We start from the raw sequence: 20,998 nt of genomic DNA on the forward strand, positions 1-20,998 counted from the left end.
CTGACACCTTGGCTCAATGCACGCGGCCACCGGCAGCGTCGGGTGCTGGGGCAGCGCGCTTGGCACCGGCCGCCACGGGCTGGGGCAGCAGCGTGGCAACAGTGAGCTGATCGTCGCCGAAGTAACGCGCCGCCACGGATTGCACCTGCTGCGGCGTGACCGCGCGCAGCAGCTTGAGCATGCGCTCGTCCGCGTCCAGCGGCAGGCCCTGCACCCAGTTGCTGCCCAGATCGCTGGCCTGGCTGTAAAGCGAATCGCGCGCGTAGATGGTGGAGGCCGCCCACTGCGTTTTCACGCGCGAGAGCTCGGCCTCGCTCACGCCCTCGCGCGCCACGCGGGCCACCTCGGCGCGCAGCGCCTCCTCGACCTGGGCCGAGGTCTTGCCCGCGGCGGGCACGCCGGTCATCAGAAACAGCGCCGGTCCGCGCCCGAGGATGGACGCCTGGCTGTCCGCGCCGTCGGCCACACGGTCCGCGCCCTGCGTGAGGGCTCGCTCCAGGCGCGCGCCGTCGTAGCCGCTGAGCACGGCCGACAGCACCAGCAGCGCCAGGCCGTCACGGTCAGCATCGGTCATGTCCTCCAGGCGCGTGACACCCGGCACGCGGAAGGCCAGCGCCACGTAGGCCTGCTCGGCCGGCGCCTTGAAGGCGATGCGGCGTAGGCCCTGCTGCGCCGGCTCGGTGCGCGGCTTGCGCGCCGGCAGGGCACGTGCGGGAATGGTGCCGTAGGTCTTCTCCGCCAGGGCCAGCACCTGCGCCGGGTCCACGTCACCCGCCACCACCACGGCGGCATTGCCGGGCACGTACCAGTCGCGGTGAAAGCGGCGCACGTCTTCGGGGGTCATGGAGTCCAGGTCGCTCATCCAGCCCACCACCGGACGGCGGTAGGGCGAAGCGATGAAGGTAGAGGCGAACAGCTGCTCGATGAGCGCGGCGCGGGGCTGGTCCTCGGTGCGCATGCGGCGCTCTTCCTTGACGACCTCGATCTCCTTGGTGAACTCCGCGTCGGGCCACTGGTTGTGGGCGAAGCGGTCGGATTCCAGCCGCATCACGTCGGCCAGCCGGTCGGCCGGTATCTGCTGGTAATAGCCGGTGTAGTCGCGGCTGGTGAAGGCGTTCTCCTGCCCGCCCAGCGCCGCCACGCGGCGCGAGAACTCGCCCGGCGGCACGGCCTTCGAGCCCTTGAACATCATGTGCTCCAGCACATGCGCCACGCCCGAGGTGCCGTCCACCTCGTCCATGGCGCCTACGCGCAGCCAGACCATGTGCACCGCCGTCGGCGCGCGCCGGTCGGGCTGCACGATGAGCTGCATGCCGTTCTTCAGGGTGAATTGCTGCGCACCGCTGGCCGTGGTGGCCTGGGCGTGCGCCGCCGCGGCAGACGCAGCAGGTGGGGACTCATGCGCCGGGTTTTGCGCCCAGGCGTGCAGACAGGCCAGCAGGCCCACAAGGGTGATAGCGCGTTTCATAGAATGGCTGCGATTCTAAGAACCCGCCAATGTTCAGTTTTTTCAAGAAGAAACCGCCCACCCCCACCGAACCCGCCCTTGCACCCGAGGACGTGGCCAGCCCTGCGGCGCCGCCCGCGGCCGACGCCCCCGCCAGCGGCGGCGCATTCGGCTGGCTGCGCAAGCCCTTTGGCGCAGGCGCCACCAGCGTGGCGGACCCGGCTGCCCCTTCGGCCGGTGCCCCCGCAGCCATCGACGCGCCCCTTGCCGTCCCCGAGCCCACCCCGAAGCCCGGGGGCGCACGCCAGGGCTGGATGGACCGGCTGAAATCCGGCCTGCGCAAGACCGGCAGCAGCATCGCGACCGTCTTCACGGGCACGCAGATCAACGACGCGCTGTACGACGAGCTGGAGGAAGCCCTGCTCATGGCCGACACCGGGGTGAAAGCCACACAGCACCTGCTGGAGGACCTCAAGCGCCGCGTGAAAGAAACCAAGACCACCGAGCCTGCTGCCGTAAAGGGACTGCTGGCCGATGCGCTGGCCGACCTGCTGCGGCCGCTGGAAAAGCCGCTGGTGATCGGCGAGCACACACCCACCGTGATCATGGTGGCCGGCGTGAACGGCGCGGGCAAGACCACCTCCATCGGCAAGCTCACCAAGCACCTGGCCGACCATGGCGAGAGCGTGCTGCTGGCCGCCGCCGATACCTTCCGCGCCGCGGCGCGCGAGCAGTTGGGTGTCTGGGCCACGCGCAACACGGTGGAGATCGTCAGCCAGGAAGGGGGCGACCCTGCCGCCGTGAGCTTTGACGCCGTTACCGCCGGCCGCGCGCGCGGCAAAGATGTGGTGCTGGTGGACACTGCCGGCCGCCTGCCTACGCAGCTGCACCTGATGGAAGAGCTGAAGAAGATCCGCCGCGTGGTCACCAAGGCCGATGCCAGCGCCCCGCACGAGGTGCTACTGGTGATCGACGGCAACACCGGCCAGAACGCCCTGGCGCAGGTGCGCGCGTTCGACGACGCGCTTCAACTCACCGGCCTGATCGTCACCAAACTGGACGGCACGGCCAAGGGCGGCGTGCTGGCCGCCATCGCGCAGGAGCGGCCCGTGCCCGTGTACTTCATTGGCGTGGGCGAGAAGGTGGAAGACCTGGAGACCTTCAGCGCACGCGAATTCGCCCAGGCCCTGCTGACCTGAGATAGTTACCCCCTGTGGGCGGATGCAGGCGGCATCTGCCAGCCATTGGCTTCAACGCGGCGCTTGACCAGGCCCGGCTATCGAGGCCGGGTCCACCTGCTGCGCCACCCACAGCACATAGTCCTGCTCTGCCTGCACGGCGTGGGTGAGCAGTTGCGGCACTTCGTAGGGGTGCTGGGCACGCAGCCAGTCCCGCAAGGCGGGCGCGGCAGACAACAGCGTCTTGCACACCAGCCGCCACTCTGCTTCCGCCTGCTGCACCCCCTGCCAGACATAGTGCGAGGTGAGGGCCTCCACCTGCACGCAGGCGGCCAGGCGCGCCTGGACAGCGCCGCTGGCCAGTCGGTGTGCGGCGGCGGCGTCGCCCACGGTGGTGGTCACAACGGCGATCTGGGCCTCTGGGGAAGATGTCATGCTCGAAGTCTGGCACAAGGCGTACCTGCACAATGGACCCTTGACGCGCGGCGAACCAGCCCCACCTGCGTTTTAAGGGCCGTCGTTGCGCCTCTTGGTGGTTATTTCCTACATCCGTAGGGGAACTATGCCTTTAGCACTCTATCCAATGGAGTGCTAATATGATTTGCATGGAAGAAAGGACTACCGATATGGCACTCCAGACTGCAACCTCCGTGACGACCCTCGCGCCCGCGAACCCGTGGGCACTGGTTCCCCCGCTGGGCAACCTGGACGCCTATATCTCCGCCGTCAACCGCATTCCCCTGCTCACGCAGGAGGAGGAGCAGCGCTACGCGCGCCAGCTCAAGGATGACAACAATGTCGAGGCTGCCGGCCGCCTGGTGCTGTCGCACCTGCGCCTGGTCGTGTCCATCTCGCGCCAGTACCTGGGTTACGGCCTGCCGCATGGCGACCTCATCCAGGAGGGCAACGTGGGCCTGATGAAGGCCGTCAAGCGCTTTGACCCTGACCAGGGCGTTCGCCTGGTGAGCTACGCCATGCATTGGATCAAGGCCGAGATCCACGAGTACATCCTGAAGAACTGGCGCATGGTCAAGGTGGCAACGACCAAGGCGCAGCGCAAGCTGTTCTTCAACCTGCGCTCCATGAAGCAGGGCTTCAAGGCCGACGCGCTGGACGCCGACACGCACCGCGAGACCTTATCCGACCACGAGATCGACCTGGTGGCCGAGCAGCTCAACGTGAAGCGCGAGGAAGTCATCGAGATGGAAACCCGCCTGTCCGGTGGCGACGTGCTGCTGGACCCCGCTCCCAGCGACGACGGCGAGCAGGCCTTTGGCCCCATCGCCTACCTCGCCGACGCGGGCCATGAGCCCACCGCCATGATCGAGTCGCGCCAGCGTGACGCGCTGGCCACGGACGGTATTGCCACCGCCCTGGACAGCCTGGACGCACGCAGCCGCCGCATCGTGGAGCAGCGCTGGCTGCAGGTGAACGACGATGGCTCGGGCGGCATGACACTGCACGAGTTGGCGGCCGAGTATGGCGTGAGCGCGGAGCGCATCCGCCAGATCGAGGTGGCCGCCATGAAAAAGATGAAGAAGGCGCTGGCCGAGTACGCCTGAGCCGTCGCCCAGCAGCCCGGATCGCGGGCAGATAATCCAGGCGCGCAGCCCTTACCGGCTACGCGCCTTTTTCTTTGCCGGCGGGGCCGCACCTGGCTGCCCGGCCCAGACTGGAGATCGCCACCCATGTTCCCCCACCCCCTCTCCCGCCGCGGCCTGCTGGCACTGGCCCTGGCTTCGGCCTGCGGTGCCGCCATGGCCCAGAAGGATGCCGCGCCCGCCACCCCCGGCTGGCCCGCCAAACCCCTGCGCATCATCGTGGGCTTCCCACCGGGCTCTTCGCCGGACCTGACGGCGCGCACCTTCTCCGAGCCACTGTCCCAGGCCCTGGGCCAACCCGTGGTCGTGGAAAACAAGGTGGGTGCGGGCGGCAACATCGGCGCCGATGCGGTCGCCAAGGCGCAGGACGGCCACACCATCGGCCTGTTTATCAACGGCAACCTGACGATCGCCAAGCTGCTCAACGCGCACGTGCCCTACGACCCCGTGAAGGATTTCGCGCCGCTGTCGCTGATCGGCGTATCGCCCCTGGTCCTGACCGCTCCCGTGAGCCAGCCCGACGTGCCCGCGGGCGCCGACGCACGCGCCTTCCTGCAGGCCGCGCGCACCGCGGGCGACCGCTGGAGCTACGGCACTCCCGGCGTGGGCACCGTGGGCCATCTGGGCACCGAGCTGCTTAAGGCGCGCACCGGCATCGCCCCGGTGCACGTACCCTACCCCGGCTACCCGCAGGTGGCCACCGCCATGCTGGGTGGCCAGTTGCAAATGGCGCTGCTGCCGCCCGCGCTCGCGCAGGCCCAGGCACGGGCGGGCAAGCTGCGCCTGATCGGTGTGACCTCTGCGGGCCGCAGCACGCTGGCGCCCGAGGTGCCCAGCCTGGCGGAGGCCGGCGTGCGCGACTTCCAGCTGGAGATCTGGAACGCCTTTGCCGCACCCGCGTCCATGCCCGCCCCGGTGCGCGCACGGCTGTCCCGCGTGATCGGTGAGATCGCCCGCAGCCCGGAAGTGCGCGCCAAGCTGTTCCAGCAGGGCTGGCAGGCCATTGGCTCCTCGGCCGAGGGGCTGGCCAACCGGATCCAGGCCGACACGGCCACCATGAGCCGCGTCATCCGCGAACAGGGCATCCGCGCCGAGTGACCGCGCACCGCCGCAGCGCGGCGGCCACGCCGGTAAGGGCCGGCGTGGGGCGCGCAGTGCAGGCACTTGGTCCCAAACGTTGACCTAGGTCACGGGGCAGGACGGCCCCGCCTTGCACACTCTCCGCCAATCCCCAGCACTCCGAGGCCGCTGACCGGCCCTCCGCGAGACGCTACGGTATTCATAGCTTCCACCGCTTGCCAGACAAGCGCTGAAGCCCATTTTGGCTTGTACTCATGACCGACCATCCGTCCTCCGGCGGCCATACCTGCAACGACTGCGCCTGCCAGCAGCAGTGCCTGCTGGGCCGCCTGGACCCGCAAACGCGCGCGGCCTGGCGCGGGCACCTGACGGAGCGGCGCTTTCGCAAGGGCGAGATGCTGCAGCGCCAGGGCGAGAGCATCCACAGTGTGCAGGTGGTCAAGATCGGTACGCTGCTGGTGCAGCGCCGCGGCGACGATGGAGTGGAGCACCCCGTAGGCATGGCGGGCTGCTGCGAGGCCCTGGGCGCCCCCGCGCTGCTGCAGCAGCCGGCGGACCTGTCCTACGTGGCGGTCACGCCGGGGCGCGTCTGCCAACTGGACCTGGCGCCCCTGCTGGGGGCGGGCCGCCAGTCCCAAGGCGAATTCCTGCTGGAACTGGCGCGCGAACAACTGAACGCCAACGCGCGCCTGGCCGACTGGGGCCGCATCGCCCGCATCCGCGGCGTGGTGGGCCAACTGGCGGGCGCGCTGCTGCAACTGGCCGAGCTGCAGCGCAGCACGCTGGTGCGCCTGCCCAGCCATACGGTGCTGGCTGCCCTGCTCGCCACCACGCGCGAGTCCGTGGCGCGCGCCCTGGCGCTGCTGGCGCAGGAGCAAGGCGTGCTGCGGCGCGACCGCTGGCACTGCGAGATCCAGCGCGCGCCGCTGCTGGCGCTCACGCGCGGCGGCCGCCGCTCGGCGGCCAACCTGTACCAGGCGCGTGCGGCTGCGCGCACCACCCCTGCGGCGCAAGCGCCGGTGCACGCCGCGCTGTAAGCCAGCGTCGCTGCCGGCACCTCAGCCCAGCGCGCCTTCCGCCGCCGCGTCGGCAGCGGCCGCGTACAGCAGCGCCACGTCGTCGGGCGACAGCGCCTTGGCAAACAGCCAGCCCTGGTAGCAGGCGCACTGCATCTCGCGCAAAAACTGCAGCTGCTCGCGTGTTTCCACCCCCTCCACCACCACCCGCAGCCCCATGGTGTGCGCCAGCGCGACCACGGCGCGCACCAGCGTGGTGTCGCCTCCGCTGGCAGGCACGTTGCGCATGAATTCCCGGTCCACCTTGATGTGCGACACCGGCAGGCGCTTGAGGTAGGCCAGCGACGAGTGGCCCGTGCCGAAGTCGTCCAGCGCCACGGCCACGCCCAGCGCGCGCAGCTCGTTCAGCACCTGGCAGGCCTGCTCGGGGTCGGCCAGGGCTTCGGACTCGGTCACCTCCAGTTCCAGCAACTCGGGCGGGACATGGTGGGTGCGCAGGTTGCGCGCCACCTGCTCGACGAGGTCGGTCTGCCGCAGCTGCTGGGCGGACAGGTTCACCGCCACGCGCAAACGCATGCCCTGGCGCTCCCACGCCGCGATCTGGCGACAGGCCGCGGCCATGACCCAGGCGCCCAACTCCAGGATCAGTCCCGTGGCCTCCGCCACGGGCACGAAGCGCTCGGGCGACACCTCGCCCAGCTGCGGGTCGTGCCAGCGCAGCAGGGCCTCCACACCCACCATGCGGTTGGTGGCCACCTCGACCTGCGGCTGGTAATGCAGCGTCAGCCCGCCGTAGGCCAGCGCCAGCTTGAGCCGGTCGTGCAACTGGATCTTCTCGGCCATCTTGCGGCCCATGGACGGAGCGTAGAACGCGAAGTTGGCGCGCCCGCGGTGCTTGGCGTGGTACATGGCCATGTCGGCATAGCGCAGCAGCGTGGCGGCGTCGCCCGCATCCTGCGGACACAGCGCGATGCCCATGCTGGCGCCGAAGTTCAGTTCGAACCCCTGCACGCGGCAGGGCACGCACAGCGCCTGCATCAGCCGCGCGGCCACGCACTCGGCCTGCGTGGCGCAGGCCACCCCGGGCAACAGCACGGTGAACTCGTCGCCGCCCAGGCGCGCAAGGATGTCGCCCGTGCCCAGCGCACCCCGCAGGCGCCGCGCCACCTCCTGCAGCACCTGGTCGCCGGCGGCATGGCCGTAGCCATCGTTGATGGCCTTGAAGTCGTCCAGATCGAGCAGCAGCAGCGCGAAGGGCGGGCTTTGCGCTGCCGCCTGCTCCGCGATCGCCTGTTCCAGCCGCTGGCCGAACTTCCAGCGGTTGAGCAGACCGGTCAGCGTGTCGTGCGTGGCTTGGTAGTGCATACGCGCCTCCAGGCGCCGCAGGTCGGAGACGTCGCGCACAAAAGCCACCACCGTGCCCCCGTGGGCGGAGGAATGGCCGAGGGCGATGTCCACCGGCACCTGGCTACCGTCGCGTCGCTGCAACCACAGGTCGCGCCCCATGCCCATGGGCCGGCGGCTGGGAGACTGGTGGTAGCGCTGCATATGCTGGCCATGCTCGGGCCGCGCGTGCACCGGCACCAGCAGGTCGATGGACTGGCCGCACAACTGCGCGTTGGTGTAGCCGCTGATGGTCTCCATGGGGGCGTTGACCATGAGGATGCGGCCCTGTCGGTCGGCCAGCACGATGCCGTCGGGCGCCGCATCCATGGCAGCGCGCTCCAGCGTGCCCGCGCGCAGGCTGCCGATGCGCTGCAGGAAGGCCGCCGCACTGTCGTCGGAGGCGTCATCGGTCCGATGGGGCGGCGGGTGCGTCACGCCGTCCTCGGACCGGGGGCGGGCGGCAGGGGCAAAGGAATCCATGGCGCGTCGGTAGGGCGTCGGTAGGTTGAGGCCGTGGCCGGCGCCTGCGCCATCACCGTCGATGCGCATGGCGACCAGCCACTGTGCACTCTAGGCAGGCGCGACGCTCTCCTGGCGCCTATCGCCACCCAAGGTGACGCACACGTCAATTCAGGCCCTACGGGCAATGTGGTTTTTGCCACACGCCAGCCCCTGGGCGCGTGGAGCGCGTGGAATCAGCGGGTTTCGTCCAGCAGCGCGCGCACGTCGGCCGCCAGGCTCTGTGCCCCACTGCCGTAGCGGTGGTACACGCGCAGGCGGCCGGCGGGGTCGTAGACATAGCTGCCGGCGGAATGGTCCATGGTGTAGCTCGTGGGGGTCTGGCCCTCCACGCGCTTGTAGTAGATCTTGAAGTCCTTGGCCACGGCGGCCAGTTGCTCGGGCGTGCCGCGCAGCGCGAGGAAGCTGGGATCGAAGTTGGCCATGTAGGCCTTGAGTACCTCGGGCGTGTCGCGCTCGGGGTCCACGCTGACGAAGATGCCTTGCAGCTTGTCGCCGTCCGCGCCCAGGGCGCGCTTGACGTCGGCCAGTTCGGACATCGACGTGGGGCAAACGTCCGGGCATTGCGTGTAGCCGAAGAACACCACCACCACCTTGCCCGCGAAGTCCTTGAGGCTGCGCGGCTGGCCGTTGTGGTCGGTCAACTGCAGGTCGCGCGCGTACTCGGCACCCGTGAGGTCCACCCCCTGGAACTTGGGCGCCTTCGGAGAACATGCGGCAAAAGTGCCTGCAACGCCCATCCAGAGAGCGCCAGCAGCTATTTTTTTCAGAGCATCACGTTTATCCATAAGCTTGCTTCACAGGAGGTAGTGGTCCACCAGCAGCGCCGCGAACAGCAGGCTCAGGTGGATCAGCGAGAAACGAAAGGTCTTGCGCGCCAGCGTGTCGGAGTAGTCGCGCCACAGCCGGAAGCCGTACAGGCAAAAGCCCGCGCTCAGCACCACGGCGGCTGCAAGGTAGATCCACGAACTCATACCGTACACGAAAGGCATGAGGCAGCCTGCGAACAGGATCAAGGTATAGAGAAACACCTGCAGGCGCGTGAACTCGTTGCCGTGGGTGACGGGCAGCATGGGCAGGCCGGACTTGCGATAGTCCTCCACGCGGTACAGCGCCAGTGCCCAGAAGTGCGGCGGCGTCCACAGGAAAATGATGAGGAACAGGATCAGTGCCTCGGGGCCCACCTCGCCGGTCATCGCAGCCCAGCCCAGCACGGGCGGCATGGCGCCGCTGGCGCCGCCGATCACGATGTTCTGCGGCGTGAGCGGCTTGAGGATCACCGTGTAGATCACCGCATAGCCGACAAACGTGGCGAAGGTCAGCCACATGGTCAGCGGGTTGACCCACCAGTACAGCAGCGCCGAGCCCGCCGCACACAGCAGCGCCGAGAACAGCAGCGTCTGCGTGTTGGACAGCTCGCCCTTGGCCGTGGGGCGCCAGGCCGTGCGCTTCATCTTGGCGTCGATGCCCTGCTCCACGATGCAGTTGAACGCCGCCGCCGCACCAGCCACGAGCCAGATGCCCGCGCTGGCCACGGCCATCAACGCCCACTGCGCGCCGCTGGGCATGCCCGGCACGGCCAGCACCATGCCGATGAAGGCGCAGAACACGATGAGCTGCACCACACGCGGCTTGGTCAGCGCGTAGAACTGGGACAGCCGCGACGGCAGAGCGCGCGGCGCTGCGGCGGCGGGGGCGGGAGCAGGAGCGGCACTCATGCGGAAACTCTCTTGACGGAATCGGCACCGGCGCGCGGCTGCGAAGCCGTGGCGCCGGCAGTGGCGCGGCTGGCCGTGAGCGCCCAGGTCAGCACCACCACCAACGCGGCAGCGCCGCCCGTGTGCAGCACGGCGGCCACCAGCGGCCAGTCCAGCACCACGTTGGACAGGCCGGTGACAAACTGCAGCAGCGCCAGGCCGGCGAGCCAGCGCGCCGGGTCGCGCAACACGCCCGCGCGGCGCAGGCGCCAGGCCAGCACCACCAGCGCCGCCAGCACCAGGTAGGCCGCGAGCCGGTGCACGTAATGGATGGCCGTGAGCCCGGCGAAGCTGATGTGGCTGCCGTCCTGCAGCAGGCCCAGCGCGCGCCAGACCTGAAAGCCCTCGGCAAACGCCATGTCGGGCCACCAGCTGCCCTGGCACTGCGGAAAGGTGGTGCAGGCCAGCACCGCGTAGTTGGTGCTGACCCAGCCGCCCAGCATGACCTGCAGCGCCACCAGCGCCGCCGTCACGCCCAGCAGCCAGCGCAGGCCGCGTGGCAGCGCCACGGGCACCACGCCCCGCGTCATCTGCGTCTGGCGCACGGCCTGCACGCACAGCAGCGCCAACAGCACCAGCCCGCCGATGAGGTGTAGCGTGACGATGGCCGGGAACAATTTCATGGTCACGGTGAGCGCGCCGAAAGCGCCCTGCAGGCACACCCACACCAGCGTGGCCGTGGGCCACCAGGGGCTCAGCGCAGGCGCCGCCCCTGCCAACTGAGGCAACTGCGCGACTGCGCGGCGCTGGCGCCACGCGCCCACGGTGAGCGCGATGATCAGCACGCCCACGCCGGTGGCAAGGTAACGGTGGATCATCTCCACCCAGGCCTTGCCGTGGGTGACGGGGCCGGTGGGCATGGCTTCCTGCGCGGCGGAGATCTCCGCACGCGCGCCCACGGGGCTGGCGTTGCCGTAGCAGCCCGGCCAGTCGGGGCAGCCCAGGCCGGAGTCCGTTAAGCGCGTGAAGGCGCCGAACAGCACCAGGTCGAAGGTGAGGAACAGCGTGAGCACGGTGAGCGCCTGCAGACGCCGCACCGGTGTGCCGCCCCGCCCGCGCCACCACACCCAGGCCAGCGGGCCCAGGGCGATCACGATGCCCAGGGCCATCAGCTCCAGTGCCGGCGCCAGGTCGTACAGCGGCTGCATGTCCGTCACGGGGTCTCCTGCAAGCGGCCCGGCTGGTCCCACGATGCCGAGGCGCGCAGCAGCCGATCCAGGTCGCGCTTGGCCTTGGCCGCGCCAGCGCGGTCCAGCCGCGCGGGAAAGCGCATCATCCAGTGGCCCTGCGGGTCTACGACGTACAGGTGTTCTTCCAGCGTATGGCCGGGCGTGGGTTGCAGCCAGGTGGCCAAGGTGGCGGCATCCACGCGGCGCACGGTGGCGCCCTGCAGGCCGGGGGCGATCTCCGCCGGGGGCACGGCGCCGTCGGACACCAGCCAGACCCAGTCCATGCGCTCCTTCTCGCGGCCCATGGTTTCGCGCAACTGGCGCTGCAGGTACAGGTTGTTGCGGCAGCCGTCGTCGCAGGCGCCGGGTGCCACGCTCACCAGCAGCCACTGGCCACGCAGCTCGCCCAGCGTATGCGCCGTGCCGTCCAATGCGGTGGCTGCGGCCTGCGCGGGCAAGGCGCGCTGGGGTTCGATGAGCTCACCAAAGTTGCGCCGGCCCTCGGGACGCAGCACGTAATAGGTGAAGTACGAAGCGATCACGGGCGCCGCGCACACCAGCAACAGCCCCAGCATCTGCCAGCGGCCGCTGCGCGAGCGCTGCAGCGCCGCCATGGCATCGCCGGCCTGGGGCAGGCTGTGCACCGTGAGGCCCAGCGGCTGCTGGCCGCCGGTCTCAGGCACCACGCTGGCGGCCTGGGCGAAGGAAGCGTCGGACGAATTGGAACCAGACATAGAGGATTGCCACCAGGCCGCAAAGCCCGAACCATTGGAATGCGTAGCCGTAATGCTTGTCGACGCCGCTGTCGATGGGCGCCCAGTCGCGCTGCAGCCCGTCGCTGGCGGCGCCGGTCTGCACGACGGTCAGGGGCGCCAGCGCCAGGCCGGTCTCGGCCCCATAGGCGGCCAGGTCCAGATTCTGCCGGATGCGCGAAGACCCCTCGCCCTGGGCGGTGGGGGTGAACTCGTACAGCCGCGCCGGTGGGCCGGCGAGCCGCCCCTCCAACTGCACCGGTCCGGCAGGGGTGGTGATCTCCGGCAGGCGCGTGCGCTCCAGGAAGTTGCGCGGCGCCCAGCCGCGCTGCACCAGCACCACGCGCGGGCTGCCCGCCAGTTGCAGGGGCGTGAACACGAAAAAGCCCGGGCGCCCGTACATCTGGCGGTTCTCCAGGAACACCGTGGCCTCGGGGAGCCACTGGCCGCGCAGCTCGGCGCGGCGGTGCAGCAGCGGCGCGGTGGCCTCCTGCGATGCCGACTGCAGCGCCTGTGCCAGTTCGGCACCCTGCAGCGGTGCGCGGGACTGGCGTTCGTCCATGGCCGCCTGCAGCGCGGTCTTCTGCGCGGCACGCGATAGCTGCCAGCGGCCCAGGGACGCGGTCACCACCATGGCGACCAGCGCCGCGAGGGTCACCAGCCAGAAGCGCAGACCGAAGGGTTGTCGGGCAGGGTTCACCGGATAATGGGCCTCATGAAGATTCTGGTGGCATTGGCGTTTCTCGCCATCATCGCAAGCCTGGGCTCGGCGCTGTTTTTCATGATGCGCGGCAAGGGCGACGACCGGCAGCAGGGCAAGCGCATGGCCCGCGCGCTGGGGCTGCGCGTGGGGCTGTCCATCGTGCTGTTCCTGTGCCTGCTGCTGGCCTGGAAGCTGGGGTACATCCAGCCAACCGGGCTGCCCGCCGCAGTGCGCTGAGGCGCACGCCGATGGCTATCAAAAAAGTGAGCGCCTTGCGCTTGGTGCACAGGGCTTTCAATAGTATTTATATCCAAAGAGCTTATCTATCAAGCGCAGGCAGCTCCTGTTTTTGAAGCAACCACCTCCGCGTAAAAAAAGCGCCTTGCGGCGCTTTTTCCCGATCCGGAGACGGGATTACATCCAATACACCAGGATGTACAGGCCCAGCCAGACCACGTCCACGAAGTGCCAGTACCAGGCCGCGCCCTCGAAGCCGAAGTGGCGCTCGGCCGTGAAGTGGCCGCTGTGCAGGCGCAGCGTGATGAACAGCAGCATCAGCATGCCCACGAACACGTGGAAACCGTGGAAGCCTGTGAGCATGAAGAAGGTGGAGCCGAACACGCCCGAGGTGAGCTTGAGGTTCAGGTCGGTGTAGAGGTGGAAGTACTCGTAGCCTTGCACGCACAGGAACACGAAGCCCAGCAGCACCGTGACCCACATGAAGCCGATCGTCTTGGCGCGCTGGCCTTCGCGCAGCGCGTGGTGGGCGATGGTGAGCGTAACGCCCGACGTCAGCAGCAGCGCGGTGTTGATGGTGGGCAGCCAGAATGGCCCCACGGTCTGGAACGGCTCCACGGTGTTGGCCGGCGAGGCGGTCGCCCCGGCCGCCAGGCTGGGCCAGACCGCCTTGAAGTCGGGCCACAGCAGCGCGTTGTCCAGGCTGCCCAGGGCCGGCACGGAGTGCGCACGCGCCCACCACAGCGCGGTGAAGAAAGCGCCGAAGAACATCACCTCCGAGAAGATGAACCAGCTCATGCTCCAGCGGTACGAGATGTCGATCTTGCGGCCATACAGCCCGCCCTCGCTCTCGCGCGCGGCATCGCGGAACCACTGGTACAGCACGAACAGCCACCACGCCAGGCCGAAGGCCAGCGAATACTTGCCCCAGTCATGGCCGTTGATCCACTGGCTCGCGCCGAGGAGGACAAAGAACAACCCCGCCGCCGCCAGCACGGGGTGGCGAGACTCCGCGGGGACGTAGTAGTAAGGCGTCGTGCCGTGGGTAGATGCACTCATTTCAGCTCCTCGTTCTCAAAGTTCTCGGTTGTCTCGTTGTTATCAGCGGCGGCAGGCCTCAAGCAATCCAGTTCACCAGTCCGATCAGCAGCAGCACCAGCACAAACAGAGCGACCAATCCCACGAACACGATGTGCAGCGGCTGCAGCGTCTCCTGGTCGCGCTGGTATTGCTCCCCCTTGCGCAACCCGATCAGCGACCATGCCACGGCACGCAGGGTGCGCAACAGCGATCCCTTGCGTGGCGGACGCGGGGGCGTGGGGCTCATGAACCGGCCTCCGCGGAAGTCGCCGGCAGTGCGGCGGCCGTGGACTGGGGCGCGGCCGGCGTCTTGCCGCCGACTTCGAAGAAGGTGTAGGACAGCGTGATCGTGGTGACGTCCTTCGACAGGCGCGGGTCGATCACGAAGGCCACGGGCCATTCCTTCTTCTCGCCGGGCTCCAGGGTGTATTGGTTGAAGCAGAAGCACTCCAGCTTGGTGAAGTGGGCGGCCGCCTGGCGCGGCGCATAGCTGGGGATGGCCTGCGCGGCCATGCGGCGGTCCTGCACGTTCTGGAACTCATACATCACCGTGGCCAGCTCGCCCGGGTGCACCTGCACGGAGCGCTGCGCGGGCCGGAACTGCCACGGACCACGCGCGTTCGCATCGAACTCCACAGTGATGAGGCGGGTCTTGTCCACCTGGCTGTTGGCGGGCACCTGGGCGTTGCGGCCGGCCGTGCCATTGCCGGGCACCTGCCGCTCCGACAGCGACAAGATGTTGATGCCCGTCATCTCGCAAATGTGCTTGTAGATCGGGATCAACACGTAGCCGAAGGCGAACATGCCGATCGTCACCACGGCCAGCTTGCCCACCATCTTTAGGTTCTCGCTACGCGCACCCATGGTCCCGCCCTTTCGTCAATGCAGCCAGGCGATCTTCACCATGAATCCGATGAAGAACACCGCCGCCACCGACGCCAGGATCAGCGCCATGCGCAGGTTGGACTTTCTTTGCTCCGGCGTGGTCATGGCGATCTCCCGCAATGTCAGCCGATCACCCGCGTGGCCGTAGCGTCCAGCTTGGGCGGCACTTCAAAGGTGTGGAACGGCGCGGGCGACGGCACTTCCCATTCGAGGCCTTCAGCGGCTTCCCAGGGCTTTTGCGGCGCCTTCACGCCCCGCCCGCGCATGGCCGGCAGCACGACGAACAGGAAAAAGTACACCTGCATCAGTCCAAAGCCCAGCGCCCCGACGGACGCCAGCGCGTTGAAGTCGGCAAACTGCATGGGGTAGTCGGCATAGCGGCGCGGCATGCCCGCCAACCCCAGAAAGTGCATGGGGAAGAAGGTGATGTTGAAGGTGATCAGCGAGCCCCAGAAGTGGATCTTGCCGCGCGTCTCCGAGTACATGATGCCCGTCCACTTGGGGCTCCAGTAGTAGTAGGCCGAGAACATGGCGAACAACGAACCGGCCACCAGCACGTAGTGGAAGTGGGCCACCACGTAGTAGGTATCCTGCAGCTGGATATCGATCGGCGCCATGGCCAGGATCAGGCCCGTGAAGCCGCCGATGGTGAACACGAAGATGAAGCCCACGGCCCAGAGCATGGGCGTTTCGAAGGTCATGGAGCCGCGCCACATGGTCGCCGTCCAGTTGAAGATCTTCACGGCGGTGGGCACGGAGATCAGCATCGTGGCGTACATGAAGAACAGCTGGCCCGTGACTGGCATGCCCGTGGTGAACATGTGGTGCGCCCACACGATGAACGACAGGATCGCGATGGACGAGGTGGCGTACACCATGGAGGCGTAGCCGAACAGCTTCTTGCGGCTGAAGGCGGGCACGACCTGGCTGATGATGCCGAAGGCCGGCAGGATCATGATGTACACCTCGGGGTGGCCGAAGAACCAGAAGATGTGCTGGTACATCACCGGGTCGCCGCCGCCAGCCGGGTTGAAGAAGCTGGTGCCGAAGTGGCGGTCGGTCAGCGTCATGGTGATCGCGCCGGCGAGCACGGGCATCACGGCGATCAGCAGGTAGGCCGTGATCAGCCAGGTCCAGGCGAACATGGGCATCTTCATGAGCGTCATGCCCGGCGCGCGCATGTTCAGGATTGTCACGATGATGTTGATCGAGCCCATGATGGAACTGGCGCCCAGGATGTGCATGGCGAAGATACCCACGTCCATGGACGGCCCCATCTGCAGCGTCAGCGGCGCATACAGCGTCCAACCCGCGGCAGGCGCGCCACCGGGCATGAAGAACGACGACACCAGCATGATGGCCGCGGGGATCATCAGCCAGAAGCTGAAGTTGTTCATGCGCGCGAACGCCATGTCGGACGCGCCGATCTGCAACGGGATCATCCAGTTCGCGAAACCCACGAAGGCCGGCATGATGGCGCCGAACACCATGATCAGCCCGTGCATGGTGGTGAGTTGGTTGAACAGCTCGGGGTTCACCACCTGCAGCCCGGGCTGGAACAGCTCGGCACGGATCAGCAGCGCGAGCACGCCGCCGATCATCAGCATGGTGAATGAGAACAGCAGGTACAGCGTGCCGATGTCCTTGTGGTTGGTGGCAAACACCCAACGGCGCCAGCCGGTGGGGCCGTGGTGGTGGTCACCGTGGTCGTGTGCGTGGCCGCCGGCGTGCCCGTGATTGTCCAGAACTGCGCTCATGTTCGATTCCTCAATGCGTTGGGCGTTGCGGTTCACTTGCCGCGCTGGGCCACAATTTCAGACGGCTGCACCAGCTGACCCGTCTTGTTGGACCAGGCGTTCTTGGTGTAGGTCACCACGGCGGCCAGATCGGTGTCGCTGAGCTGCGCCCAGGCGGGCATGGCGCCGTTGGCAGCGCCCTTGAGCACCACCTGGATCTGCTTGGCGTGGTCGGCGTCTGTGACGATGGCCGAACCGTCCAGCGGCTTGATGGGGCCGGCCCCCTTGCCGTTGGCCTGGTGACAGGCGGCACAGTTGGCGGCGTAAACCTTCTCGCCGCGCGGCAGCAGCGCGTCCAGCGTCCAGACCTTGCTGGGGTCGTCCAGCTTGGCGGCGGCCTTCTTTTTCTCGCCATCCACCCACTGCGTGTATTCCTGTGCGGACACTACCTTGACGTGGATCGGCATGTAGGCGTGCTCCTTGCCGCACAGCTCTGCGCACTGGCCGTAGTAGTCACCCACCTTTTCCGCGCGGAACCAGGTGTCGCGCACGAAGCCGGGGATCGCGTCCTGCTTGATGCCGAACGCCGGCACCATGAAGGCGTGGATCACGTCGTTGGCCGTGGTGATCACGCGCACCTTCTTGCCCACCGGCACCACCAGGGGTGCGTCCACCTTCAGCAGGTAGTCGGCTGGCGCGTTGGCCACGTTGCCGCTGTCGGACATCCGGCGATGGCTGCTGTCCAGCGTGGAGATGAAAGACAGGCCCTCGCCCTCGCCCGACAGATAGTCGTAGCCCCACTTCCACTGGTAGCCGGTCACCTTCACCGTGAGGTCGGCATTGGTCGTGTCCTTTTGCGCCACCAGCACCTTGGTGGCCGGCAGGGCCATGAGAACCACGATGATGAAGGGGATCACCGTCCAGACCACCTCGACGGTGACGGACTCGTGGAAATTGGCGGCCTGGGCGCCGCGCGACTTGCGGTGCTTCCAGATCGAATAGAACATCACCGAGAACACGCCGACGAAGATCACCGTGCAGATGATGAGCATCATCCAATGCAGGAAGTGCTGCTCCTCGGCGATCTTGGTCACGGGGGGGTGCAAGTTCAGCTGGTTCACCGCCGGGCCGCCGGGCAGGCTCTGAACCGCATGGGCCGCCGTGCCCACCCATGCTCCGGCCATCAGCAGCCCAGAAGCCAGCTTGTTGGAAATGCTCTTCATAGTTCTCACTTACTTCTAAGCTCCAATTGACCAATCTCTCGGTGCGCGCCTGCGTGGGGTCAGGCGGCGCACAAAGCCATGCGGGCATGCCGTGCACCCGCTTTCACCAATCAGTCCAGACCGCTTTCCTGGCAGCCTGTTGTCTCCGCAATCCAACACGGACTCTCTTGATCGCATTCAGCATGCCCAGCACGGGACATGGCTGCAATACACGTTAGTCCCGAGAGAACACTGCCAAGAAGTGACGCAGAAAGGAGGCCTGAGGGCGCCGCGCGGCGCCATCAGAACTCCAGAAGACGCGACGCCGGCCGCGGGCGACCACCCGATGCAGGCGCGCCAAGAGAGTTCCGAATCTGCAATCTTAAAGAATTGTAGCCTGCATTGATTGAGGTCATTGACAGCGCAAATTGCGCTGCAGCCCCCTCAGCGCGGCAGCGTGCGTCCTGCGTGGAGCATGGCGCGCATGTCCTGCAGCGACACCGCGCTGCTACCCTCCACGCGCACGCGGGGCGCGGGCTTGAAGGCATGGCCGTAGACGACCTCGAAGGTCAATGCAAGCTGCCCCTCATGGCGAGGATCGGCCAGCCGCTGGGCCAGCGCCTCTTCCAGTCGCTGGCGCCAGTGGCGCCCGCGCAACGCGGGAAAGCGCTGCGGATGCAGGTTGCGCCCCAGGCCGCGCAGCTCCTGCAGCAGCCGCTCGGGCGTGGCAAAGGTGAGCGTGATGCGTTCCATGTCCATGACAGGCTCGGCAAACCCCGCATGCACCAGCATGTCGCCCCAGTCGTGCATGTCGGTCATGGCGTGACCGGCGGCGGGCCAGCCCAGCTCGGCATACAGCGCGTGCAGCTCGCGCAGCGTGTCAGGGCCCAGGCACGAGAACATCAGATAACCGTCCACCGCCAGTGCCCGATGCCACTGGGTGATCAGCGCCTGCGGGTCCGCCGCCATGTGCAGGGCCATGTTGGACCACAGCATCTGGACGCTGCCCTCGGGCGGCACCCCGAAGCGCGGCGCCGCCGCGGACCAGCGCGCGGGGCTCCACCAGGGCTTTGCGAAGCGCACGCGCGCCAGCGCCTCCCCCGCGGGTGATGAAGTCTCGGTGATATGGCTGGCGGCTTGTTCGAAATGCTGGCCCACCAGGCCATGGCCCTGCACGCCGCCGCGCAGCGGATCCCAGTCGCACCAGGCCTGCGGCGCCTGCACGATCCACTGCAGCCGCTCCTGCATGCGCTGCGCCACCTCTTCGTGCAACCAGGGCGAGACCTCGGGCACCATGGCATGCCAGCGTGCAGCGGCAACCGGGTCGATGGTGGGCGGAAGGTGTTCGGACATGGCGGGCCGCAAATGGCCGCGAGTATATTGAGCCCATGCTGTTCACGCATCTGGCCACGCACCTGGCAGGGATATCGCGCGGCCTGGCCCGCATGGGCGCGGCAGTGCCCAGCCGCTGCGCGGTCTGCCATGCCTGGCCCGCGCGCCCCGTGTGCGACGCCTGCCGCATGCAGTTTGCTCCGCCGCTCCCGCGCTGCGCCACCTGCGCGCGGTTGCTGCCCCACGGCGTCGCGCAGTGCGGCGACTGCCTGCGCCACCCAACGCCGCTGGATGCCTGCGTGGCCGCGGTGAACTACGCCTTTCCATGGGCCGACCTGCTGGCCCAGTTCAAGTTCCATGCGGAGCCCGGCTGGGCCGGCGCCCTGGCGCAACTGATGGCGCGTGCCCCAGGCGCGCAGGCAGCCCTGGCCCAGGCCGACCTGGTGTTGCCCGTGCCGCTGTCACCCGAGCGATTGCGCCAGCGCGGCTACAACCAGGCCCTGCTGCTGGCGCGCGCGCTGGGCCACCCACAGGTGCACGCGCGGATGCTGCTGCGCATGCGCGATACCGAGGCGCAGAGCCACCTGGCACGTGCCGAACGGCTGCGCAACCTGCGCGGCGCCTTCGTGCCCGACCCGCTGCGGGCCGCGCAACTGGCCGGCAAGCGGGTGCTGCTGGTGGACGACGTGATGACCACCGGCGCCACGCTGCATGCGGCCGCAGCGCCCCTGCGCGATGCGGGTGCGCTGCAGGTCTGCGCGCTGGTGCTGGCCCGCACGCCGTGACGCGCGGGCATGGCCGCCGGTATACGATTCATTACCATCTGCCGCCTCATCCGTCAGCCCGCAGCGTGCGGGCCGCCGACAATAGCCACCATGTTTCACATCGTCCTCGTCGAGCCTGAGATTCCGCCCAACACCGGCAACGTGATCCGCCTGGCCGCCAATACCGGCTGCATGCTGCATCTGGTGGAACCGCTGGGCTTCTCCATGGAAGACCCTCTCATGCGCCGCGCGGGGCTGGACTACCACGAGTACGCCGAGGTGCGCCGCCACCCGGGCTGGACGGCCCTGCTGCGCGACATGCAGCCCGACCTGTCGCGCATGTTCGCGCTGACCACCCATGGCACGCAGTCGGTGTATGACACGGGCTTCCTGCCGGGCGACTGGTTCGTGTTCGGCGCCGAATCGCGCGGCCTGCCGCCGGAACTGCGCGAGACGTTCCCCCCCGCGCAGCGCCTGCGCCTGCCGATGCTGCCCAACCAGCGCAGCCTGAATCTGTCCAACGCCGTGGCCGTGACGGTCTACGAGGCGTGGCGGCAAAACAGCTTTCTCACTCCGTCCACGCAGACCCAGCCTGCCTGAACCGGACCGGCAGGCCCCCGGCGCAGCCCCGTCAGGCGGGTGCGCCGTAGCTGCGCACCAGCGCCTCGGCCACGCACACGGGCTTGTCGCCGCCCTCGCGCTCCAGGGTCACCTCCCAGGTCATCTGCATGCCGTCGGGCGCGACGGGCTCGGCCGCTGCCAGCACCATGTGCGCGCGCAGCCGGCTTCCCACGGGCACGGGAGCGGGGAAGCGCACCCGGTTGAGCCCGTAGTTCACGCCCATGCGCGCGCCGGTGATGGCAAACGATGCCTCCATGAAGCGCGGCAGCAGCGACAGTGTCAGAAAGCCGTGCGCGATGGTGGTGCCGAACGGCCCCTGCGCTGCGCGCTGCGGGTCCACATGGATCCACTGGTGGTCGCCCGTGGCGTCGGCAAACCGGTCGATCTGCGCCTGGGTGACTTCCACCCAGTCGGTGACGGCCACTTCCTGCCCGACGCAGGAGGCCACTTCGGAATAGCTGCGGAAGGTTTTCATGCGGCCACTGTAGCGGCCTGCGCGCGCCGGCGCCTGTCGGCACCGCGACAGCCCTGGC

General features: G+C 68.2%; 23 protein-coding genes. 7 read left to right on the forward strand and 16 right to left on the reverse strand.

What is annotated here, in order from left to right; translation table 11 throughout:
* Positions 1-13: 13 nt before the first annotated feature.
* A complete protein-coding gene (locus DTPSY_RS14235; protein WP_015914150.1) occupies positions 14-1,468 on the reverse strand; it encodes a M16 family metallopeptidase in 1,455 nt (484 codons plus the stop codon).
* A gap of 29 nt (positions 1,469-1,497) precedes the next feature.
* Here DTPSY_RS14235 and ftsY point away from each other — a divergent pair, with 29 nt between their 5' ends.
* Positions 1,498-2,646, forward strand: a complete 1,149-nt coding sequence (gene ftsY, locus DTPSY_RS14240; protein ID WP_015914151.1) for a signal recognition particle-docking protein FtsY — start codon at positions 1,498-1,500, stop codon at positions 2,644-2,646.
* A gap of 51 nt (positions 2,647-2,697) precedes the next feature.
* On the opposite strand, the gene cutA is transcribed toward ftsY, so the two are convergent.
* The gene (gene cutA / locus DTPSY_RS14245; RefSeq protein ID WP_015914152.1) at positions 2,698-3,060 is read right to left on the reverse strand and encodes a divalent-cation tolerance protein CutA; all 363 of its coding nucleotides are present in this window, start codon (positions 3,058-3,060) and stop codon (positions 2,698-2,700) included.
* 191 nt (positions 3,061-3,251) lie between these two features.
* On the opposite strand from cutA, the gene rpoH reads away from it, so the two are divergent.
* From rpoH to DTPSY_RS14260, 3 genes are all read left to right on the forward strand, one after another.
* Positions 3,252-4,187: an RNA polymerase sigma factor RpoH gene (gene rpoH, locus DTPSY_RS14250; protein WP_015914153.1), complete on the forward strand. Its 936-nt coding sequence runs from the start codon at positions 3,252-3,254 to the stop codon at positions 4,185-4,187.
* Between the two features lie 126 nt (positions 4,188-4,313).
* The gene (locus tag DTPSY_RS14255; RefSeq protein ID WP_015914154.1) at positions 4,314-5,324 is read left to right on the forward strand and encodes a Bug family tripartite tricarboxylate transporter substrate binding protein; all 1,011 of its coding nucleotides are present in this window, start codon (positions 4,314-4,316) and stop codon (positions 5,322-5,324) included.
* A gap of 236 nt (positions 5,325-5,560) precedes the next feature.
* Positions 5,561-6,343, forward strand: a complete 783-nt coding sequence (locus DTPSY_RS14260) for a Crp/Fnr family transcriptional regulator (protein WP_015914155.1) — start codon at positions 5,561-5,563, stop codon at positions 6,341-6,343.
* A gap of 21 nt (positions 6,344-6,364) precedes the next feature.
* Here DTPSY_RS14260 and DTPSY_RS14265 read toward each other — a convergent pair whose 3' ends face one another.
* The 6 genes from DTPSY_RS14265 to DTPSY_RS14290 all read right to left on the reverse strand — a co-directional run bounded on the left by DTPSY_RS14265 (position 6,365) and on the right by DTPSY_RS14290 (position 12,605).
* Complete coding sequence (locus DTPSY_RS14265) at positions 6,365-8,188, reverse strand: putative bifunctional diguanylate cyclase/phosphodiesterase (RefSeq protein WP_041839075.1); 1,824 nt, start codon at positions 8,186-8,188, stop codon at positions 6,365-6,367.
* A gap of 215 nt (positions 8,189-8,403) precedes the next feature.
* Complete coding sequence (locus tag DTPSY_RS14270) at positions 8,404-8,967, reverse strand: SCO family protein (RefSeq protein ID WP_015914157.1); 564 nt, start codon at positions 8,965-8,967, stop codon at positions 8,404-8,406.
* Between the two features lie 57 nt (positions 8,968-9,024).
* The gene (gene cyoE / locus DTPSY_RS14275) at positions 9,025-9,945 is read right to left on the reverse strand and encodes a heme o synthase (protein WP_011806625.1); all 921 of its coding nucleotides are present in this window, start codon (positions 9,943-9,945) and stop codon (positions 9,025-9,027) included.
* Positions 9,942-11,141 carry a COX15/CtaA family protein gene (locus DTPSY_RS14280; RefSeq protein WP_015914158.1) on the reverse strand — a complete coding sequence of 400 codons (1,200 nt, stop codon included), beginning with the start codon at positions 11,139-11,141 and terminating at the stop codon, positions 9,942-9,944. The genes cyoE and DTPSY_RS14280 overlap by 4 nt, the downstream gene beginning before the upstream one ends.
* Entirely contained in the window at positions 11,138-11,887 is a 750-nt protein-coding gene (locus tag DTPSY_RS14285) for a redox-active disulfide-containing membrane protein (RefSeq protein ID WP_041838888.1), read from the reverse strand. The genes DTPSY_RS14280 and DTPSY_RS14285 overlap by 4 nt, the downstream gene beginning before the upstream one ends.
* Positions 11,829-12,605 carry an SURF1 family protein gene (locus DTPSY_RS14290; protein ID WP_015914160.1) on the reverse strand — a complete coding sequence of 259 codons (777 nt, stop codon included), beginning with the start codon at positions 12,603-12,605 and terminating at the stop codon, positions 11,829-11,831. The genes DTPSY_RS14285 and DTPSY_RS14290 overlap by 59 nt, the downstream gene beginning before the upstream one ends.
* Positions 12,606-12,620: 15 nt before the next feature.
* On the opposite strand from DTPSY_RS14290, the gene DTPSY_RS14295 reads away from it, so the two are divergent.
* Positions 12,621-12,845, forward strand: a complete 225-nt coding sequence (locus tag DTPSY_RS14295) for a twin transmembrane helix small protein (RefSeq protein ID WP_015914161.1) — start codon at positions 12,621-12,623, stop codon at positions 12,843-12,845.
* Positions 12,846-13,022: 177 nt separating this feature from the next.
* Here the strand turns inward: DTPSY_RS14295 and DTPSY_RS14300 are convergent, their stop codons facing one another.
* The 7 genes from DTPSY_RS14300 to DTPSY_RS14325 form a co-directional block, all read right to left on the reverse strand.
* The gene (locus DTPSY_RS14300; RefSeq protein WP_015914162.1) at positions 13,023-13,904 is read right to left on the reverse strand and encodes a cytochrome c oxidase subunit 3; all 882 of its coding nucleotides are present in this window, start codon (positions 13,902-13,904) and stop codon (positions 13,023-13,025) included.
* 58 nt (positions 13,905-13,962) lie between these two features.
* The gene (locus tag DTPSY_RS14305) at positions 13,963-14,172 is read right to left on the reverse strand and encodes a DUF2970 domain-containing protein (protein ID WP_011806631.1); all 210 of its coding nucleotides are present in this window, start codon (positions 14,170-14,172) and stop codon (positions 13,963-13,965) included.
* Positions 14,169-14,789, reverse strand: a complete 621-nt coding sequence (locus DTPSY_RS14310) for a cytochrome c oxidase assembly protein (RefSeq protein ID WP_011806632.1) — start codon at positions 14,787-14,789, stop codon at positions 14,169-14,171. Before DTPSY_RS14310 ends, DTPSY_RS14305 begins: the two co-directional genes overlap by 4 nt.
* A 15-nt stretch (positions 14,790-14,804) precedes the next feature.
* Complete coding sequence (locus tag DTPSY_RS18690) at positions 14,805-14,915, reverse strand: cytochrome oxidase small assembly protein (RefSeq protein ID WP_015914163.1); 111 nt, start codon at positions 14,913-14,915, stop codon at positions 14,805-14,807.
* A gap of 17 nt (positions 14,916-14,932) precedes the next feature.
* Positions 14,933-16,567 carry a cytochrome c oxidase subunit I gene (gene ctaD, locus DTPSY_RS14315; protein ID WP_015914164.1) on the reverse strand — a complete coding sequence of 545 codons (1,635 nt, stop codon included), beginning with the start codon at positions 16,565-16,567 and terminating at the stop codon, positions 14,933-14,935.
* Positions 16,568-16,599: 32 nt separating this feature from the next.
* Entirely contained in the window at positions 16,600-17,769 is a 1,170-nt protein-coding gene (gene coxB / locus DTPSY_RS14320; protein WP_015914165.1) for a cytochrome c oxidase subunit II, read from the reverse strand.
* Between the two features lie 423 nt (positions 17,770-18,192).
* Positions 18,193-19,101, reverse strand: a complete 909-nt coding sequence (locus tag DTPSY_RS14325) for a class I SAM-dependent methyltransferase (RefSeq protein ID WP_015914166.1) — start codon at positions 19,099-19,101, stop codon at positions 18,193-18,195.
* Positions 19,102-19,136: 35 nt separating this feature from the next.
* Between DTPSY_RS14325 and DTPSY_RS14330 the strand changes: the two genes are divergently transcribed.
* Positions 19,137-19,865, forward strand: coding sequence for a ComF family protein (locus DTPSY_RS14330; protein ID WP_015914167.1), 729 nt, complete (start codon positions 19,137-19,139; stop codon positions 19,863-19,865).
* A gap of 90 nt (positions 19,866-19,955) precedes the next feature.
* A complete protein-coding gene (locus DTPSY_RS14335) occupies positions 19,956-20,444 on the forward strand; it encodes a tRNA (cytidine(34)-2'-O)-methyltransferase (RefSeq protein WP_015914168.1) in 489 nt (162 codons plus the stop codon).
* Positions 20,445-20,475: 31 nt separating this feature from the next.
* Here the strand turns inward: DTPSY_RS14335 and DTPSY_RS14340 are convergent, their stop codons facing one another.
* Positions 20,476-20,940, reverse strand: coding sequence for a MaoC family dehydratase (locus tag DTPSY_RS14340; RefSeq protein ID WP_011806640.1), 465 nt, complete (start codon positions 20,938-20,940; stop codon positions 20,476-20,478).
* Between the last annotated feature and the right edge of the window lie 58 nt (positions 20,941-20,998).

It is taken from the genome of [Acidovorax] ebreus TPSY (assembly GCF_000022305.1).
Taxonomy (GTDB): Bacteria; Pseudomonadota; Gammaproteobacteria; order Burkholderiales; family Burkholderiaceae_C; genus Diaphorobacter; species Diaphorobacter nitroreducens.

Bases quoted from the DNA above. Each gene is read 5' to 3' on its own strand.
- DTPSY_RS14270 (WP_015914157.1), bottom strand. From the start codon at position 8,967: ATGGGCGTTGCAGGCACTTTTGCCGCATGTTCTCCGAAGGCGCCCAAG.
- DTPSY_RS14305 (WP_011806631.1), bottom strand. From the start codon at position 14,172: ATGAGCCCCACGCCCCCGCGTCCGCCACGCAAGGGATCGCTGTTGCGC.
- DTPSY_RS14235 (WP_015914150.1), bottom strand. From the start codon at position 1,468: ATGAAACGCGCTATCACCCTTGTGGGCCTGCTGGCCTGTCTGCACGCC.
- DTPSY_RS14260 (WP_015914155.1), top strand. From the start codon at position 5,561: ATGACCGACCATCCGTCCTCCGGCGGCCATACCTGCAACGACTGCGCC.
- DTPSY_RS14325 (WP_015914166.1), bottom strand. From the start codon at position 19,101: ATGTCCGAACACCTTCCGCCCACCATCGACCCGGTTGCCGCTGCACGC.
- DTPSY_RS14340 (WP_011806640.1), bottom strand. From the start codon at position 20,940: ATGAAAACCTTCCGCAGCTATTCCGAAGTGGCCTCCTGCGTCGGGCAG.
- DTPSY_RS14310 (WP_011806632.1), bottom strand. From the start codon at position 14,789: ATGGGTGCGCGTAGCGAGAACCTAAAGATGGTGGGCAAGCTGGCCGTG.
- DTPSY_RS14285 (WP_041838888.1), bottom strand. From the start codon at position 11,887: ATGTCTGGTTCCAATTCGTCCGACGCTTCCTTCGCCCAGGCCGCCAGC.
- DTPSY_RS14330 (WP_015914167.1), top strand. From the start codon at position 19,137: ATGCTGTTCACGCATCTGGCCACGCACCTGGCAGGGATATCGCGCGGC.
- DTPSY_RS18690 (WP_015914163.1), bottom strand. From the start codon at position 14,915: ATGACCACGCCGGAGCAAAGAAAGTCCAACCTGCGCATGGCGCTGATC.
- rpoH (WP_015914153.1), top strand. From the start codon at position 3,252: ATGGCACTCCAGACTGCAACCTCCGTGACGACCCTCGCGCCCGCGAAC.
- ftsY (WP_015914151.1), top strand. From the start codon at position 1,498: ATGTTCAGTTTTTTCAAGAAGAAACCGCCCACCCCCACCGAACCCGCC.
- DTPSY_RS14265 (WP_041839075.1), bottom strand. From the start codon at position 8,188: ATGGATTCCTTTGCCCCTGCCGCCCGCCCCCGGTCCGAGGACGGCGTG.
- DTPSY_RS14300 (WP_015914162.1), bottom strand. From the start codon at position 13,904: ATGAGTGCATCTACCCACGGCACGACGCCTTACTACTACGTCCCCGCG.
- cutA (WP_015914152.1), bottom strand. From the start codon at position 3,060: ATGACATCTTCCCCAGAGGCCCAGATCGCCGTTGTGACCACCACCGTG.
- ctaD (WP_015914164.1), bottom strand. From the start codon at position 16,567: ATGAGCGCAGTTCTGGACAATCACGGGCACGCCGGCGGCCACGCACAC.
- DTPSY_RS14335 (WP_015914168.1), top strand. From the start codon at position 19,956: ATGTTTCACATCGTCCTCGTCGAGCCTGAGATTCCGCCCAACACCGGC.
- DTPSY_RS14255 (WP_015914154.1), top strand. From the start codon at position 4,314: ATGTTCCCCCACCCCCTCTCCCGCCGCGGCCTGCTGGCACTGGCCCTG.
- cyoE (WP_011806625.1), bottom strand. From the start codon at position 9,945: ATGAGTGCCGCTCCTGCTCCCGCCCCCGCCGCCGCAGCGCCGCGCGCT.
- coxB (WP_015914165.1), bottom strand. From the start codon at position 17,769: ATGAAGAGCATTTCCAACAAGCTGGCTTCTGGGCTGCTGATGGCCGGA.
- DTPSY_RS14295 (WP_015914161.1), top strand. From the start codon at position 12,621: ATGAAGATTCTGGTGGCATTGGCGTTTCTCGCCATCATCGCAAGCCTG.